Consider the following 14,785-nt stretch of genomic DNA (forward strand, 5'->3'; position numbering starts at 1 on the left):
GGTGCTCGTCGCTTTTTGCGTGTGGCCAAAGCCTATTGTTCTTCGTACCAGCTGTAGTGGAAGTTCCCTTCGCGGTCCACCCGTTCGTAGGTGTGGGCACCGAAGTAGTCCCGTTGTGCTTGCAGCAGGTTAGCTGGCAGCACTTCAGCCCGGTAGGAGTCGTAGTAGCTGATGGCTGCGGCAAATGCCGGTACCGGAATCCCTGCCTTGATGGACAAGGCTACGACTTCCCGGATTGCCTTTTGGTACTTAGCTGCGATGTCCTTGAAGTAGTCATCTAACAGCAAGTTCTTCAATTCAGGGTTCTTTTCGTAGGCGTCCGTAATCTTTTGTAAGAATTGAGCCCGGATAATGCACCCTTCGCGCCAGATTTGGGCTAATTGACCGTATTGCAGGTTCCAGTCGTAGCGTTCGGAGTCGATCCGCATTTGATCGAACCCTTGGGCGTAAGACATCACCTTCCCGAAGTAGAGGGCTTGGCGAATCTTTTCGATGTATTCCTTCTTTTCAGCGTCCGTCAGGTTAACGGCTTCAACATCGGCTGGCAATTCCTTGCTTGCGGCAACCCGTTCTTGCTTCATCATGGAGATGTAACGAGCGTAAACGGCTTCCGTAATTACGGATTGTGGAGCACCACCGTCCAGGGCAGTTTCAGAAGACCACTTCCCAGTCCCCTTGTTTGCCCCCCGGTCGAGGATCATGTCCACGATCGGCTTGGACTTGTCAGCGCCCAAGTCGTCCTTGCGCGTCAGAATGTCAGCGGTGATTTCAACTAAGTAGGAGTCCAATTCACCCTTGTTCCATTCGGCGAAGATGTCAGCCATTTCGTCTACGGAGAGGCCTAAGACGTTGCGCATCACGTTGTAGCTTTCGTCGATTAATTCTTCGTCCCCGTATTCGATCCCGTTGTGGACCATCTTAACGTAGTGACCAGCCCCGTTTGGCCCAATGTAGGTCACACATGGCTTGCCATCTTCGGCCTTGGCGGCAATTTGGGTCAGGATTGGTTCAACCAGGTCGTAAGCTTCCTTTTGACCACCTGGCATCAGGGAAGGACCTTGCAAGGCACCCAGTTCCCCACCGGAAACCCCCATGCCGATGAAGTTGATCCCGGACTTGTCCAACTTAGCGTTGCGGGCCATCGTGTCGTGGAAGTTGGTGTTCCCACCGTCGATCAGCACGTCACCCTTGTCCAGCAGTGGCAGCAAGCCGTCAATCACAGCGTCAGTCCCCTTACCAGCTTGGACCATCATCAAGATCCGACGTGGCTTTTCCAGGGAGTTTACGAAGTCTTCCAGGCTGTAGCTAGGAACGAGCTTCTTTTCGCTGTGGTCGCGCATCATTTCGTCCGTCCGTTCGCGGTGGCGGTTGTAAACGCCGACCGTGAAGCCGCGGCTTTCGATGTTCAAGGCCAGGTTCTTACCCATGACGGCAAGACCGATCACACCAATTTGTGCCTTTTGATCTGACATTGTGTTGTCACACTCCTTAATCTAATAAAACATACTTACAGGCCCCATTATAACAGATCACTTCTGAAACGGAAACGTTTTTGCTAATCGTTGAGCAAGACCAATTTCGCCGGAAGCGCTGCCATCTGTAATGAAACGGGGATCAAGGCGCTTGCACCGGTGGTGAAAAATTTTAACGAGGCCTAACCACAAAAAAGCGCCCCGCAAGCGGGACGCTTTGAGTAATCATTTACTTGTTTAACTTGTAGATCCAAGCGCGACCATCGCGGGCCAACAATTCGTCGGATGCCGCTGGGCCCATTGAGCCAGGGGCGTAGTTCGGGAATTGTGGTTCTTCGATGTCCCACAGCTTGCGAACCACGTCAACGAACTTCCAGGAGTAGGCGATTTCAGCCCAAGAAGCAAAGTTGGTGTGGTTGCCTTCCAAGGCATCGTGGAAGAGCCGTTCGTATGGTTCAGGCGCTTCCTTCTTTTCCGCGGCGGATTGCAAGAACTTCAAGTCGACGGGTTCGGTCTTGAAGCCTTGGCCGGTACTCTTGGCGTTAACCCGCAAAGCAAAGCCGGATTCTGGTTCCACGTAAATCGTCAAAACATTGCTCTTCAAGGATTGATCAGACATCATCCGCGGGTTGGCAAAGATGTCGATCAACGGCTTCTTGAAGACCACGTCGATCCGGGTGAACTTGTCAGCCAGCTTCTTCCCGGTCCGGACGTAGAATGGCACCCCTGACCAGCGGTAGTTGTCAAACAACAGCTTGGCAGCGACGAAGGTTTCCGTAGCGGAGTCAGCTGGGACCCCGTCAGCATCCCGGTAAGCCGGCGTGTCAGCGCCAGCGTCATATTGGCCGCGAACGAAGTTGGAAGCAGCTTCAGATGGGGTGTACACCCGCAGGGACCGTAAAGCCTTGATCTTTTCCACCCGGACGTCACTATCGGTAAAGGAAACTGGTTGTTCCATGGCTAATTGGGCGACCACTTGCATAATGTGGTTTTGAACCATGTCCCGCAGTGCCCCGGAGTTGTCGTAGTAACCAGCCCGTTCTTCCACCCCTAACTTTTCGCTCAGGGTAACTTGAATGTTGTCGATGTAGCGGTTGTTCCACAGGGATTCAATGATCGTGTTCCCAAAGCGCAGGGCTTGGATGTTTTGTACCATTTCCTTTCCCAGGTAGTGGTCAATCCGGAAGATTTGGTTTTCTTCAAAGGTTTGGGACAATTCGTCGTTTAATTCCTTAGCGGAAGCGAAGTCGCGGCCGAATGGCTTTTCCATGATCAGCCGGTTGTAACCTTCGTCCGTCAATAAGCCTTGCTTCTTGATGTTCATGGCAATTACCCCAAAGAATTGCGGTGCCACGGACATGTAGAAGAGCCGGTTGCCCTTCGTCCCGAATTGTTGGTCCAATTCGGCCAGGCGGTCCTTTAAGACGTCGTAGTGTTCCGGCTTGGTAACGTCGTGGGCTTGGTAGAAGAAGTGCTTAGCAAAAGCAGCGGCTTCCCCAGCCTTGGTTTCCTTGATGTCCTTGATGGAATCAGCAACCAACGCTTGGAATTCTTCGTCACTCTTTTCCCGCCGGGAAGTCCCGAGCAAAGCAAAGTGGTCAGCGAGGTATCCCTTTTGGTATAACTTGAACAGGGATGGGTAGAGCTTACGGTGGGCAAGGTCACCGGCAGCCCCAAATAAGGTAATCAAAGCAATGTTTTCCGTAGCCAATATGTTCACTCCTCTAGAATCTACATAAAATTCGCTCTAACAGTAGCAATTATATACTTTCTTTGGCGGCTCTGCACGGAAAAAGCGGGTCCCAAGCCCGGTAGGAAGCGAATGGAATGGCTAAGACGACCGGATGGCACCGCAAATTGTTAAACGTCAAACAAAATTGGTCTAGGTCGAAATTATTTTTCAATGATTTGGTCGTGACGTTCGCTTAAGAGGCCAAAGCCAGTGAAAACAAGCGTGATGACAATGGTAACCAACAGGGCTAATTGCCAGTTGCCCGTCGCCGCTTTTAAGTTCCCCGTCAACCACGGCCCAATGGCGGCCAGCAAGTAACCCAAGGATTGGACCATCCCTGATAAGGCGCTGGTGTCAGCGGGATTGCTGGTCTTAAGGCCAAATAGGGTCATGATCAAACCAAACGTGGACGCGGTCCCTAACCCCAACAAGAGGGCCAAACCGGTGTAGTAGGCCAAATTACCAATTGGCAAGAGCAACCCCAAGTAGCCCAGCAGGGTCAAGCCCCCCGCAACGGCCACGATGGCGCCGCGCTTTTTGACTTTAGTGGCCAAGAGCGGGACCACAAAGGCGGTCGGCATCGAAAAGAGTTGGAAGAGCCCGGCCACCAGACTGGCTTGGTTGGTTGACAGGCCGTGGTCCATGGCAATGCTTGGCAGCCAGGCAACGGTTGTGTAAAAGACAAAGGACGAGAGACCAAAGTACAACAGCAAGTACCACGCCCGCCGGTTGCGGTACATGTTGTGACCTTGACTGGCGCCAGCTGCTTGGGTTGGCGTTGGTCGGTTCCCCTTTAAGGTTGGGATCCATAATAAGGCAGTTAAAATGACCAGCCCGGTCAAGACCTGCACCCCGGTTTGCCAACTGCTGTGTTGGGCAATCGGGGTGATTAAGTAAGCCCCTAAGGCCGAGAACATCGTTAAGGAGACGTTAAAGAGGCTGGTCATCAGCCCAATTTTAGCGGGGGTCTTTTCGGTAATGATGGCGGGCAGCAAGACGTTGATAAAAGTCGTGGCAACCCCAATCAAGACGGTCCCTAACATTAAGGTGGTTAAAGAAAGCACCCGGGCCGCGGACCCCAGGGCCAAGATGACCAAGGCGATGGCGATGGCGGCTTCGTTGCCGATGCGCCGGCTGACGGCCGGAACGATTGAGGACAACAGTCCAAAACACAGCAACGGAATCGTCGTTAAAATTCCGAGGCTAGTAGCTGGGACGTGGAAGCTGGCTGCGATCTCGTTGACCACGGACGGCAAGGAAGTAAATGGCGCCCGCATGCAGGCCCCGAGTAAAAAGAAGCCCAGCACGAGAAAGCCGGTTTGGCGATGTGTTTGCTGCAAGATATTCAATCCTTTCTGTTGGAAAATTTTTTCGCACGGTCAAACTCAATCCATTTTAGCACATATAACGTTTTACCTTGAAGGAATTTTCCGCGGAGGGAACGGCCGCAGGGACCCGCGCCAGCCTGGCAGGCTGACCGGGGCAAATTGACGAAGGCAGCGCAAAATAATACAATAGGTGGGATTGAGATCGGAGGAACAGCATGGCGGCAAAAATATATCCGTATTTAACATTTGAAAATGCCAAGGTGGCAATGGACTACTACGCCCAATACTTTGGGGCGGAAATTATCCGCAGGGTGCCGTTGACTGAGGAACAAGCAGTCAGTTTAGGGTTGCCAAGTGAAAACTTGGCGGCCACGACGGCCCAAGGCGAATTTTTGGTGGCGGGGCAAAAATTGCTTTGCGCCGATGCAACGATGATGACCCCGCAAGCGTCATCTTTAGTATCAATTTTTCTGACCTTTGCAGGGGATGCCGCGGCGGCGCGGGCCTTTTTCGAACAAATTACGGTTGCCCCGGACTTACGGGTGACCTTACCCTTTGGGCCCCACCAATTTAACGGCCAGCTGGGCCAGGTGGTGGACCGCTATGGGATTACCTGGTTTGTGGCAGCCGAATAAATTAAGAACGGGGGTGAGAGAAAACGGCCGTTTTCCCTCACCCCCTTCTTTGGTTGCTTGGCCTAATTAGGCGTTAAATTCCGCAGCGCGTTGCTTGAGGATCGCGTAGATGCGTTCAATGTCGCGGTCGGTCCCTCGCAATTCGTAGTCGGCCAAAAAGGGCACTTTGAATTCGTCGCTGTACTTGCGGGCGGTTAAACAGTATTGTTCGTTGAAGTTTTTGTTACCAGACCCCACGACCCCCATGCACTGGCTGGCGTTGTCGTTTTGTCCGATGTATTCGCCCAGGGCATTGGTCATCATTTCCGTAAAGCCGGAATCAAAGCCGTTGCCCCCGTCCAAGTAGGTGGGGACAAAGACGAAGAAGGGGGCACTTTCTTTGGTTGGGAGGGTTTGGTCGGTAATTTCTTTTAAGTGCACGGCCGGATTCTCTGCGTCAATGACGTGGTGTTGTTCGGCGTAGGAAGCCAGCCGGTTTAAAAAGGAACGTGTATTGCCTTCAATTGAGATATAAAGGATGTTAAGATCAGTCATAATTTACTTACCTCGGTCAGTTAGTTTCTGATAATCTATTGTACGCGGTTTCGAAGAAATTTGAAATAAGTTGACCCGGGATTTTTGGAAGGAAATGGACGATGAGAATCGAATTAGTTGATGAATTCACAGGTGACTTGGGCCGCCAAATTGTGGCCTTGACGGGGGCCATCCGCCACCCCAATTGGCAATTTGCGTTTCCGGCAAATCTGGTTCTGGGGTGGCTGCCCGACTTTTCGGCTCCGGATCTCGGGGTCAGAAATTTGGTCGCCGCCGTGGATGCCAATCCGGTCGCCCCACAAAAGATTGTGATGCTTTCGCCGGCCGGGACGGCGGATGATGCGGACCTTGATCAATTGATCAGCTGGTACGGAGCAAACGCGTCCACTTTACTGGGGGATGCCCTGTATGCGGTTAAAATGGTGGATGAATTAGAACTGCCGTATACGGTAATTCGGACCTTGCCGGTGGTGCGCCAAGGGGGCGGCCAAAAGCTGTCGCCAGAGGGGGAACCCATGCAAGGGCAGGCCACCAATCAAGCGGCGTTAGCGCACCTCTTTGGGACGGCGCTACAAACCGCGCAGTACCAAAACCAATCGATCGGCTTGGGGGAATAAGTGGTTTTTAAAACCAGGTGCTGGCAGATCCGAGCTAGCTTGGTTATAATAGAGCTAACAGCAAACGAAATAACCAGCAGAGGGGGATTAGCATGGACCTGAGTAAATACGAAGCGTGGCGCAAGCGCTTGGCGTCCAGTCAATTACGCCGGTGGGAAGAATTGCCCGAGCTCAACTTGTATATTGATCAATTGGTGGCAGTGATTAACGACCGGTGTGCCAGCTTAGGGGTCAGCCCGGTTACCAAATCAATGATCAATAACTACGTGAAAAAAGGGGTCATTATGGCCCCGGTCAAAAAGAAGTATTCCCGCTACCAAGTGGCCGCGGTAATGGTGATTGCCCTGCTAAAAAACATCTATCCTTTAGATGCAATCAAAGCCGCTTTAGATCAATTAACGATCAATGATTACCCCCAAGCGACCTATAATCGCTTTGTGGAACACTTTAACGCGCTACTATTAGAGCAAACGCCGCCCCAAGGTCAAGTGGCTCCTGCTAACGATGAATTGTTGCGGTTAGCGGCGCAAACGGCTTACCAACGGATGCTGGCGACGAAATTATTAGCAGAGATGCAACGCCAGCAAGCACCGGTCACGGTGAAAAAAGGCTAAAAAATTGCGGTCCAGCGGGATTAACTGCTGGACCGCAATTTTTAGTTGCGTTTGACCACAATCGAGCCCATGATGACGTCGCCCTTGATAATTAATTGGGGAGTTTGCCCAGCCGCAGGGCGGCCCGGCGCAATCGTAGTCGAACCCAGGATGTTGTCAGTATGGGCGACGACCGTCCAGTCGGCTGGGACGAAGATCCGGAGATTACCCATCACAACGTCAGAATTGATTTGGACCGGGGTCGTCACTTCCTGGTCAAAGTAGAGGGTGACGTTGCCCATGATCACATCACCGTTGACCAGGGCGGTATCACCGGTTAAATAGTGGGTGGCCGAACTCATGATGGTGTCAAAGCTCGTGCTGGTACCGGCATGTTGGTAGGCCGTCTCGCCTTGCCAATCCCGCACCGGCCGCTTGGTGATGATCAGGTGCAGGCCCAACCCGAAGAGCCCCCCAATTAAAGCCAAGCTCCAGGTATCCAGGCTGAGCCAGTGCAGCCAGTGGTCAGCTGCCCCAAGGGTCAACCCGACCCCGGCACAGCCGACCACCAGACTCTTGTTTGCAAAGCCGTAGACCGCAATTAAAAGGGCACAAAGCAGCCAGCTGGTGGCCCACCAGTCGATGTTTTGGGGTAGGTAGTTTTGCAAGGCGAGGCCGAGGGCGATCAGGATTAAGAAAATCCCGGCCACCACACGTTTGGTAGTTTGCATATCAGTTCATCCTTTCAGCAAGGGCGTCGCGTAACGCCTGGTAGTAGTGACGGGAAACGAAGACCCGTTTATCGGTGTGCGCAAAGTGAATCTCACAGCCGGTTAAATTGCGGGTTAAAGAATAGATTTGGTGCAAGTTGAGAATGACGCTTTTGGCGCAACGCAAGAAGTGGTGCGGTAAGCGTGCTTCCAGGTCCTTTAAGCGCCACTTGACTTGGTAGAGCCCGGTGGCAGTGTGGGCCCAGGTCCGTCGGTTGCTGACCTCAAAGAAGAGGATTTCATTGAGGTCTAAATAATATTCAGTGTCGCCTTGAAAGAAGGTTAGCGTGGGCGTTTGACTTTGCAACTGGGTGACCAATTGATTGAGGGCCGGCGTTAAGGTGGCGGTTCGGATCGTGACCACCGGGTCGGTCGCCGCCGGATCAATTTCGATTTTAACTTGCATGCGCATCCCTCCTTTCATCCTTATTATCGAGGGCCCAAGGACAGAAAACAAGGCAATTGGGCTAAGTGGTCGGGTTTGGTGCGCAAGTGGCAATTTGTGGGCGCCCAAAGTAAAACCCGCGCCAAAAGTTGACGCGGGCTAAGTTTAAAATTGACTTTTATGCGGATCAGGCACCGGGTAGAGCAAGCCCCGTCGCCAGTGGCTGGCTTGGGTCTGGACCAAGGTAAAGAGGGCGTCGAAGTCGGGATCATCCGCCAAGTGTGCTTTTTCGCGCAAGAGGGAAGGGAATAAGTCCGCCGCTAACGCACTGATCTTTCCACCGTTGGCTAATTGCTGCGCGGTCGCCGCCAGTTTTTCCCTGACCAGTGGGCTAAGGACTAGTGTTGGCTTATTATAGACTTTTTGAATATCGGCTTGAAAAATTTTTCGTTTTTTGTTGAACATGGTAGGCTTCCTTAACCGCATGGCTGATTAGCCTTGTAATTTTTTGTGCCAACTACTTCACGTACACTTCCGTCTTAGCCGGGGCGGTCTTGGCGATTACCTTCCCGTGGCGGATGTTGTAGAGGACTTCGACGTGTTCGTTTAAGGCGTTGTAGAAGTCGCTTTGGTTTAGCAGAATGCAGTTGCCGGGCTTGCCGACTTCAATTCCGTAGTGATCTTGGATGTGCAGGGTTCGGGCAGCGTTGGTGGTAACGAATTGGTAAGAGTCTTGGATTTGACCGTACCCCATTAGGTGGGCAATGTAGACCCCCATCGTCACCGCGTCGAGCATGTTGCCGTTGCCCAGTGGGTTCCATGGATCCTTAACGTCGTCTTCCCCAAAGGAGACGTTGATGCCGGCGGCGTTGAGTTCCTTGACCCGGGTTACGCCACGGCGCTTCGGGTAGGTGTCAAAGCGCCCGCCGAGGTGCACGTTGACCAGCGGGTTGGCGACAAAGTTGATCCCGCTCATCTTCAAGAGGCGGAAGAGCTTGTAGGTGTAAGCATCGTTGTACGAGCCCATTGCCGTGGTGTGGCTGGCCGTCACCCGGGCCCCCATTTGGCGTTCCAGGGCTTCGGTGGCCAGGATTTCCAAGTTGCGCGAGGCCGGGTCGTCAATTTCGTCACAGTGGACGTCGACCAGCTTGTCATATTTGTCGGCCAGGGCCATCAGGAAGTGGACGGATTCCCACCCGTATTCGGTGTTGAATTCAAAGTGGGGGATCCCGCCAACCACGTCGACCCCTTCCTTTACGGCTTGTTCCATCAGTTCCTTCCCGTGGGGGAAGCTTAAGATCCCCTCTTGCGGGAAGGCCACCAGTTGGAGTTCTAAGTCGTCTTTCATTTCTTCGCGTAATTCCAAGAGGGCCTGGGTGGCGATCAGGTGGGGATCGGTCACGTCAACGTGGCTGCGGACGTGTTGGATCCCATGGCCGATCATGTTCAAAAGGGTCGCCTTGGCACGGCGCTTGACGTCGGCCTTGGTCAGGTCCTTTTTGCGTTCGCTCCAGATCCGGATCCCGTCAAAGAGGGTCCCGGTTTCATTCCATTCCGGTTCGCCGGCCGTCAAAGTCGAATCGAGGTGGACGTGGGAATCGACGAAGGGTGGCAAGAGTAGTTTGCCCTGCCCATCGATCACTTCTTCGCCGCCGCGGGCGCTTAAGTTGGGCGCGATTTGGGTAAAGCGGCCGTTTTCGATTAAAACGTCGGTTAATTGGTGGTGGTTGTTGACGTGGACATTTTTGATTAACATGGTTACTTCCTTTCCAGCAGGCGGGTCAAGCCAGCGTACAGGCCGGCTGAGACCACCATATCTACAAACGTCATCCCGATCGTATTCACAAAGAGCGGGAGCTGGTGGGCGGCCAAGAAGAGGATTACGCTGACGACAAAGGTGATCAGCGCGCTCGGGTTGAAGCCGTTTACATACCAGTAGGCACCGTTTATTTTACCAAATTCTGCGACCTGGTAGCGACCATGCCGGACAAAATAAAAGTCAGTGCAAATAATCGCAATTGTCGGGCCCAAGACCATTGAGACGTAGTCCAGGAAGCTTTCAAAAGTATCCAAGAAGCTGCCGACAAACATTGGGATGAAGGTGACTAAGGTGGCCAAGAGCACGACCACCCACAGGGAGTACTTTAATTTCAGCTTGGGGAAGATATTGGACAGCGCCGAGCCGGCCCCCAACAAGTTGACGGCGTTGGCGGTCATGGAGGTCAAGATAATGACCAGCAGGGCGATCACGCCGAGGCCAAGCTTGCTGGCAATTGTGGAGGGATCAGAGTTGTTCGGGTTGTAAACGCCGGAGGTAATCGCAATCCCGATCGTGGAGATCAACCCGATGAAGGCAAACCAGATCACGCCGACCATGGCGCCCAGCCACGGGGCCAGCGTGGCGTTATCCTTGCGGGCGGTAAAGCGGGTGAAATCAGCCCCTGCCGTGACCCAGGCCAGGTTAAAAGCAGCGACGTAGTCAATCGCCGCCCCGGTGGCCATCTTTTGCTTGACCGGGACCGACCAGTGGGCAATTTGGGTTAATGAAACGGTCTTAAAGACGGCAATTGATTCCCAGATGACAAAGATCAAGACGATGATAATCCCGATCCGTTCAATTAATTGGATTGACCGGGAGCCGCTGGCGACACTGATGATGTGCAAAATGCTCATCACCAAGATCCCGACGATCAGCCCCCATTGGCCGCCCGGTTGGCCCCAAACGGGGCAGCCCAGCAGATCGTGGAAAAGCAAGGAGACCGACTGAGCCGCGATAAAGGTGTTGACGGCCGTCCAGCCGATAAACTGGGTGATGTTGACCAGGGAAGGCAAGTAGCTGCCGCGTTCGCCAAACGACGCGCGGGCCAAGGTCATCGTGGAGACCCCGGTGTGGTAGCCAATGTAGCCGACCAGGCTTAAAAAGACGTAGGACAGGGCCGAGGAAAGGACCAAGACCTTCATCGCAACGGCAAAGCCGCAGGCCGCTAACACCCCACCGACAAACCAGGTCCCATTGTTGGCGTTGGCGCCGACCCAGGTCGCAAACATGTCCCAGCGGGTGGTGTGACGCGCCGCCATCGGGATCGGGGTGATTTCACTGGAAGTTTGTTGTTCTGCCATGGCAAAAACTCCTTTGTAATTAGCTTAATTCTGCCTGGCATTTGGACGGCCAAAAGAAAAAGTCCGTACCACACTGGGCACGGACTAGGGCAAAGCTCCCACGTTAAGGGGGTGATTTTGCTGGTCATTTGCGCCTCACGGGACTGCATTAAATGCCAAACGATGAATTTTGGAAAATTATAGGCAATTCCAGCGCGAAAGTCAAGGCGGATTTAGGGCCTTGCGGACTTCGGCTGGTTCGCCGACAAAAATTTTAGTGGTTGGTGGATTTTACGGCCAAGACTTCCCAGAGCCCTGCTAAACTCAAGAGCCAGATTATTAGGTTCATAATGCCTGAAAGCGACCAGAGACGGGTGGTGAAGAATTCTCCGCTACACCAGAGCACGATGATTAAATCAATGTAGAACGCGGGGTGACGGTAAAAGTTACGATTGAACTGCATTGAAAATCCTCCTCTGCTGATCGGTTAGTTCTTTTTAGCAGCTGGCGTCAACAGGATTTGAGCCAAACTAACAATGCACAGTAGCCAAACTGCGCCATTAACAATTCCCCAAAAGGACAGCAACGCGACCTTAAAAAAGGACCAGGTACATACTAATAGCAGGACTAAGTAGGACCAGAAATTAAATTGGCGATAAAAATGATGATTAAGCCGCATGTGAAACCCTCTTTCTTTAAGCAGTAACGAGGTCGCGATAGAGCGATTTTTGCGCCATTAAGGTGGTATGAGAACCCTGCTCGACAATTGTGCCATTAGCAAAGACCAAGATTCGCTCGGCCTTTTTGGCAACCGCGAGACGATGGGCAATGAAAATGATGGTACGGTCGGGGAGAGCGATTAGGTTATTAGTGATTTTTGCTTCTGTAAGCGGGTCAAGGTTACTGGTTGATTCATCCAAAATCAGCACTGGTGCTGGCGAAAGCAAACTCCGGGCAATGGCAAGCCGTTGTTTTTGTCCACCAGAGAGGATGGTTGCTTGCTCATCTAAGATGGTTTCATAGCCAGCTGGCAGGGCCATGATCTCATCGTGAATCGCCGCCATTTGACAAGCCCAAATGATCTGGTCGGTACTAGGTTTGGTAGCGTAAGGCATCGTTAGATTTTCTAAGATCGTCCCGGCAAAGAGGGCAGGGGTTTGAGGGAGATAGTGGATCAGCTGCCGGAGCGCTTGGTTATCAATGTTGACGGTATTTTGTTGGTTAAGCAGGATTTGGCCCTCAGTTGGTTGGTAAAAGTTGGTTAAAAGCTTGGCAAAGGTTGATTTACCAGCCCCACTTGGCCCGACTAAAGCGATTTTTTCGCCATGAGTAATGGTCAAATTTAATGACTTTAACAAGGCATCTTGGTGGGGATAGCTAAAGCCAACGTTTTGCAACTGGAGTTGTTGGAATGGAGTAGCCAAGTCTGTAATCTTTGCTGTTGGCTCAGGCTTAACTAATAAGACCTCATTGAGCCGATTATTAGCGACTTGTGCATTTTGCAGTTTTGGTTGCAGACCAACCAAGTTCTGCAAGGTTGTCATAAAGTAGGTTAAAAGAGTACTGCACGCCATTAACTCGCCGACGGACAATTGGTGCTTCATCACCAGGGTGGCACCATAGATTAAGGCAAAGGTACTTAAAAGATTTTGAAAAAGGGTTTTGAGGGATTGCTGCCAAAGCTCGAGGCGCGCAAATTTGAGTCCCGCCGTGAGGACCGCTTGATATTTAGTATCAATTTGCTGGTAGGTATTGTTTTCTAAGGTGAGGGCTTTGATCGTTTCAATGCCCCGTAAGGAATCAATCAAATTCGCAGTTAGTTTTGCGTCAGCTTCAAGTTCTTGATGTAGTAAACGATTGTAGCGTTTAGCAAAGCCGAGGATGATTCCGGCTAAAAGGGGAACGATTAAGCAAGCGATGAGCAAAATCCCGCTGCTTTTGGTAAAAAGAACCATTCCGAAGGCCAAAGCAGTAATCAGATCTAAGAAGATCGAGATACTGGTTCCCGCTAAGGCGTCTACGATCTTACCGGTATCATCAAAACGAGAAAAGATTTCCCCGGTTTTACGAGTTTGAAAGAAATTTAAGGGTAACGATAGGACGTGTTTAATGTAATCGAGATTGATTTTTTTGGCGAGCTGTTGATTCAGCTTAACGACGACTAATTCCCGGCCAAAGCTAAGCAGGGCGTTAGCAAGCTGGGTGATAATCATGGCGCCCGCAATCAGCATTAAGAAATTATAATTCGTGAGGTGGACAGCTTGATCAATGATGGCCTGCGTTAATTCAGCCGTACCAATGCCCAGTAGAGTGACGAAAGCCGAATAAAAAGTCGCAGTGAAGATTTGATGGCGCTGATCCTTTAGCAAGCCAAATAACTTCAGCAAACTACGCTTGGTTTCAATCACTGGAGCGTAATTCTGATTGGGGGCCATTAATAGGCAAACCCCCGTCCATTCGGTAAGGAAACGTTCCCGTGCCATGGCGATTGACTTAACCCCGGGATCAGGGTCGGCAATCAAAATTTGGTCTGCCTGGCACCCAGTAACCACGTAGTAATGGGGTAATTCCCCATTTTTAATTACGTGCACAATGAAGGGGAAGGTCAGCTCGTCAAGTTCAAACAGTGATTCATCTGCTTGAATGGCTTGGACGGTAAAATTAAATTGTTTAGCAGTTTCCACGAGCCCGAAGGCAGTCGTTCCTTGAATGGAGGTGCCCGCTAGTTGGCGTAAGCGTTCAAGTGGAATGGTACTGCCATAGGCTTTTAGAATCATTGCTAAAGCGGCCACCCCGCAATCGGTTTCGTCAACTTGGGGGACATAGTATTTACATTGTGTCATCTTCCTTTCCTCGACTTTGCAGAGATTTTTTAAGGGCGGCGACCCGGCGGGCGCTGCACTGGCAAGTGATGAGATTGTTGTCATCAAAGCTGATTAAACGTTTCGAGCTATCAAAGGAGTTAATGCGGTCTAGGTTGATAAAGAGACTTCGGCTGGCCCGGAAAAAAGCATTGCTATCAATTTGACTTAGCTCACCGTGAAAAGACACTCGGGTGCCTTCACCAACGATTTCCAAGAGTCGCTTGTGATTAGGGACAGCTTGAATATAGTAAATCTGGTGAAAGGGGATCTGACGATGAATGCCTTTGGCGGGCGAATAGTGGAACAGGCGGACCGCTTTGGCCATGGTTCGTTTAAGATAGCGCTGATAAGCAATGTCGAGCGACTGGCGAATCCGTTCCGCCAAATTGTCCTGGTCAAAATGCTTATCAATGTAGTCTAGGGGTTCAATGCGTCGGGTGATCGTTAAGGGGAGGTACGATGGGTAAGAAGAGATAAAGATGATTAAAGAAAAATCACTGATTGAGCGAACTTGTTCAGCTACGTCGACGCCATTTAGTGGCTGCTGGTCTAATTCAACGTCGGCCAGGAGGAGTAGGGGATCGTTGGAGTGTTGTTTAACGTAATCGATCACTGCTTGGGCTTCACTGGTCACTAACACGAGCTTCATATCATACGCTGCTGGCGTCGGATTAATCATAATTCGATTGGTGACTAGCTCTTGGAAATACGCCCGTTGATACTGGTCATCTTCCAGGATGATTACTTGCAGCACGA

General features: G+C 51.6%; 16 protein-coding genes. 3 read left to right on the top strand and 13 right to left on the bottom strand.

The window, feature by feature from the left end; all coding sequences use genetic code 11:
- Window positions 1–32: 32 nt before the first annotated feature.
- The 3 genes from gnd to BN54_RS06270 all read right to left on the bottom strand — a co-directional run bounded on the left by gnd (window position 33) and on the right by BN54_RS06270 (window position 4,544).
- Window positions 33–1,472 carry an NADP-dependent phosphogluconate dehydrogenase gene (gnd, locus tag BN54_RS06260; protein ID WP_019206318.1) on the bottom strand — a complete coding sequence of 480 codons (1,440 nt, stop codon included), beginning with the start codon at window positions 1,470–1,472 and terminating at the stop codon, window positions 33–35.
- Between the two features lie 229 nt (window positions 1,473–1,701).
- Complete coding sequence (gene zwf / locus BN54_RS06265; protein ID WP_019206319.1) at window positions 1,702–3,183, bottom strand: glucose-6-phosphate dehydrogenase; 1,482 nt, start codon at window positions 3,181–3,183, stop codon at window positions 1,702–1,704.
- 182 nt (window positions 3,184–3,365) lie between these two features.
- Window positions 3,366–4,544: a CynX/NimT family MFS transporter gene (locus BN54_RS06270; RefSeq protein ID WP_019206320.1), complete on the bottom strand. Its 1,179-nt coding sequence runs from the start codon at window positions 4,542–4,544 to the stop codon at window positions 3,366–3,368.
- Window positions 4,545–4,747: 203 nt separating this feature from the next.
- Here BN54_RS06270 and BN54_RS06275 point away from each other — a divergent pair, with 203 nt between their 5' ends.
- On the top strand, window positions 4,748–5,167 hold the full coding sequence (locus tag BN54_RS06275; RefSeq protein ID WP_019206321.1) for a VOC family protein: 420 nt from the start codon (window positions 4,748–4,750) through the stop codon (window positions 5,165–5,167).
- 66 nt (window positions 5,168–5,233) lie between these two features.
- Here BN54_RS06275 and nrdI read toward each other — a convergent pair whose 3' ends face one another.
- Window positions 5,234–5,701 (bottom strand): class Ib ribonucleoside-diphosphate reductase assembly flavoprotein NrdI, encoded by a 468-nt coding sequence (gene nrdI / locus BN54_RS06280; protein ID WP_019206322.1) that lies wholly within the window; start codon window positions 5,699–5,701, stop codon window positions 5,234–5,236.
- A gap of 101 nt (window positions 5,702–5,802) precedes the next feature.
- Between nrdI and BN54_RS06285 the strand changes: the two genes are divergently transcribed.
- Both BN54_RS06285 and BN54_RS06290 read left to right on the top strand, forming a co-directional pair.
- Window positions 5,803–6,318: a hypothetical protein gene (locus tag BN54_RS06285; protein ID WP_019206323.1), complete on the top strand. Its 516-nt coding sequence runs from the start codon at window positions 5,803–5,805 to the stop codon at window positions 6,316–6,318.
- A gap of 92 nt (window positions 6,319–6,410) precedes the next feature.
- Window positions 6,411–6,932: a DUF1836 domain-containing protein gene (locus tag BN54_RS06290; RefSeq protein ID WP_019206324.1), complete on the top strand. Its 522-nt coding sequence runs from the start codon at window positions 6,411–6,413 to the stop codon at window positions 6,930–6,932.
- Window positions 6,933–6,973: 41 nt separating this feature from the next.
- On the opposite strand, the gene BN54_RS09845 is transcribed toward BN54_RS06290, so the two are convergent.
- From BN54_RS09845 to BN54_RS06335, 9 genes are all read right to left on the bottom strand, one after another.
- Window positions 6,974–7,642 (bottom strand): hypothetical protein, encoded by a 669-nt coding sequence (locus tag BN54_RS09845; protein ID WP_019206325.1) that lies wholly within the window; start codon window positions 7,640–7,642, stop codon window positions 6,974–6,976.
- Window position 7,643: 1 nt separating this feature from the next.
- Window positions 7,644–8,087: a LytTR family DNA-binding domain-containing protein gene (locus BN54_RS06300; protein ID WP_019206326.1), complete on the bottom strand. Its 444-nt coding sequence runs from the start codon at window positions 8,085–8,087 to the stop codon at window positions 7,644–7,646.
- Window positions 8,088–8,231: 144 nt separating this feature from the next.
- The gene (locus BN54_RS06305; protein WP_019206327.1) at window positions 8,232–8,531 is read right to left on the bottom strand and encodes a uroporphyrinogen-III synthase; all 300 of its coding nucleotides are present in this window, start codon (window positions 8,529–8,531) and stop codon (window positions 8,232–8,234) included.
- A gap of 52 nt (window positions 8,532–8,583) precedes the next feature.
- Window positions 8,584–9,822, bottom strand: a complete 1,239-nt coding sequence (gene codA / locus BN54_RS06310; RefSeq protein ID WP_019206328.1) for a cytosine deaminase — start codon at window positions 9,820–9,822, stop codon at window positions 8,584–8,586.
- 2 nt (window positions 9,823–9,824) lie between these two features.
- Window positions 9,825–11,186 carry a cytosine permease gene (locus BN54_RS06315; RefSeq protein WP_019206329.1) on the bottom strand — a complete coding sequence of 454 codons (1,362 nt, stop codon included), beginning with the start codon at window positions 11,184–11,186 and terminating at the stop codon, window positions 9,825–9,827.
- Between the two features lie 253 nt (window positions 11,187–11,439).
- A complete protein-coding gene (locus BN54_RS06320) occupies window positions 11,440–11,628 on the bottom strand; it encodes a hypothetical protein (protein ID WP_019206330.1) in 189 nt (62 codons plus the stop codon).
- Window positions 11,629–11,652: 24 nt separating this feature from the next.
- Complete coding sequence (locus BN54_RS06325) at window positions 11,653–11,844, bottom strand: hypothetical protein (RefSeq protein ID WP_019206331.1); 192 nt, start codon at window positions 11,842–11,844, stop codon at window positions 11,653–11,655.
- A 16-nt stretch (window positions 11,845–11,860) separates the two neighbouring features.
- On the bottom strand, window positions 11,861–14,008 hold the full coding sequence (locus tag BN54_RS06330) for a peptide cleavage/export ABC transporter (protein WP_019206332.1): 2,148 nt from the start codon (window positions 14,006–14,008) through the stop codon (window positions 11,861–11,863).
- On the bottom strand, window positions 13,995–14,783 hold the full coding sequence (locus tag BN54_RS06335) for a response regulator transcription factor (RefSeq protein WP_019206333.1): 789 nt from the start codon (window positions 14,781–14,783) through the stop codon (window positions 13,995–13,997). The genes BN54_RS06330 and BN54_RS06335 overlap by 14 nt, the downstream gene beginning before the upstream one ends.
- Window positions 14,784–14,785: the final 2 nt, after the last annotated feature.

Source organism: Limosilactobacillus ingluviei str. Autruche 4 (genome assembly GCF_000312405.1).
Taxonomy (GTDB): Bacteria; Bacillota; Bacilli; order Lactobacillales; family Lactobacillaceae; genus Limosilactobacillus; species Limosilactobacillus ingluviei.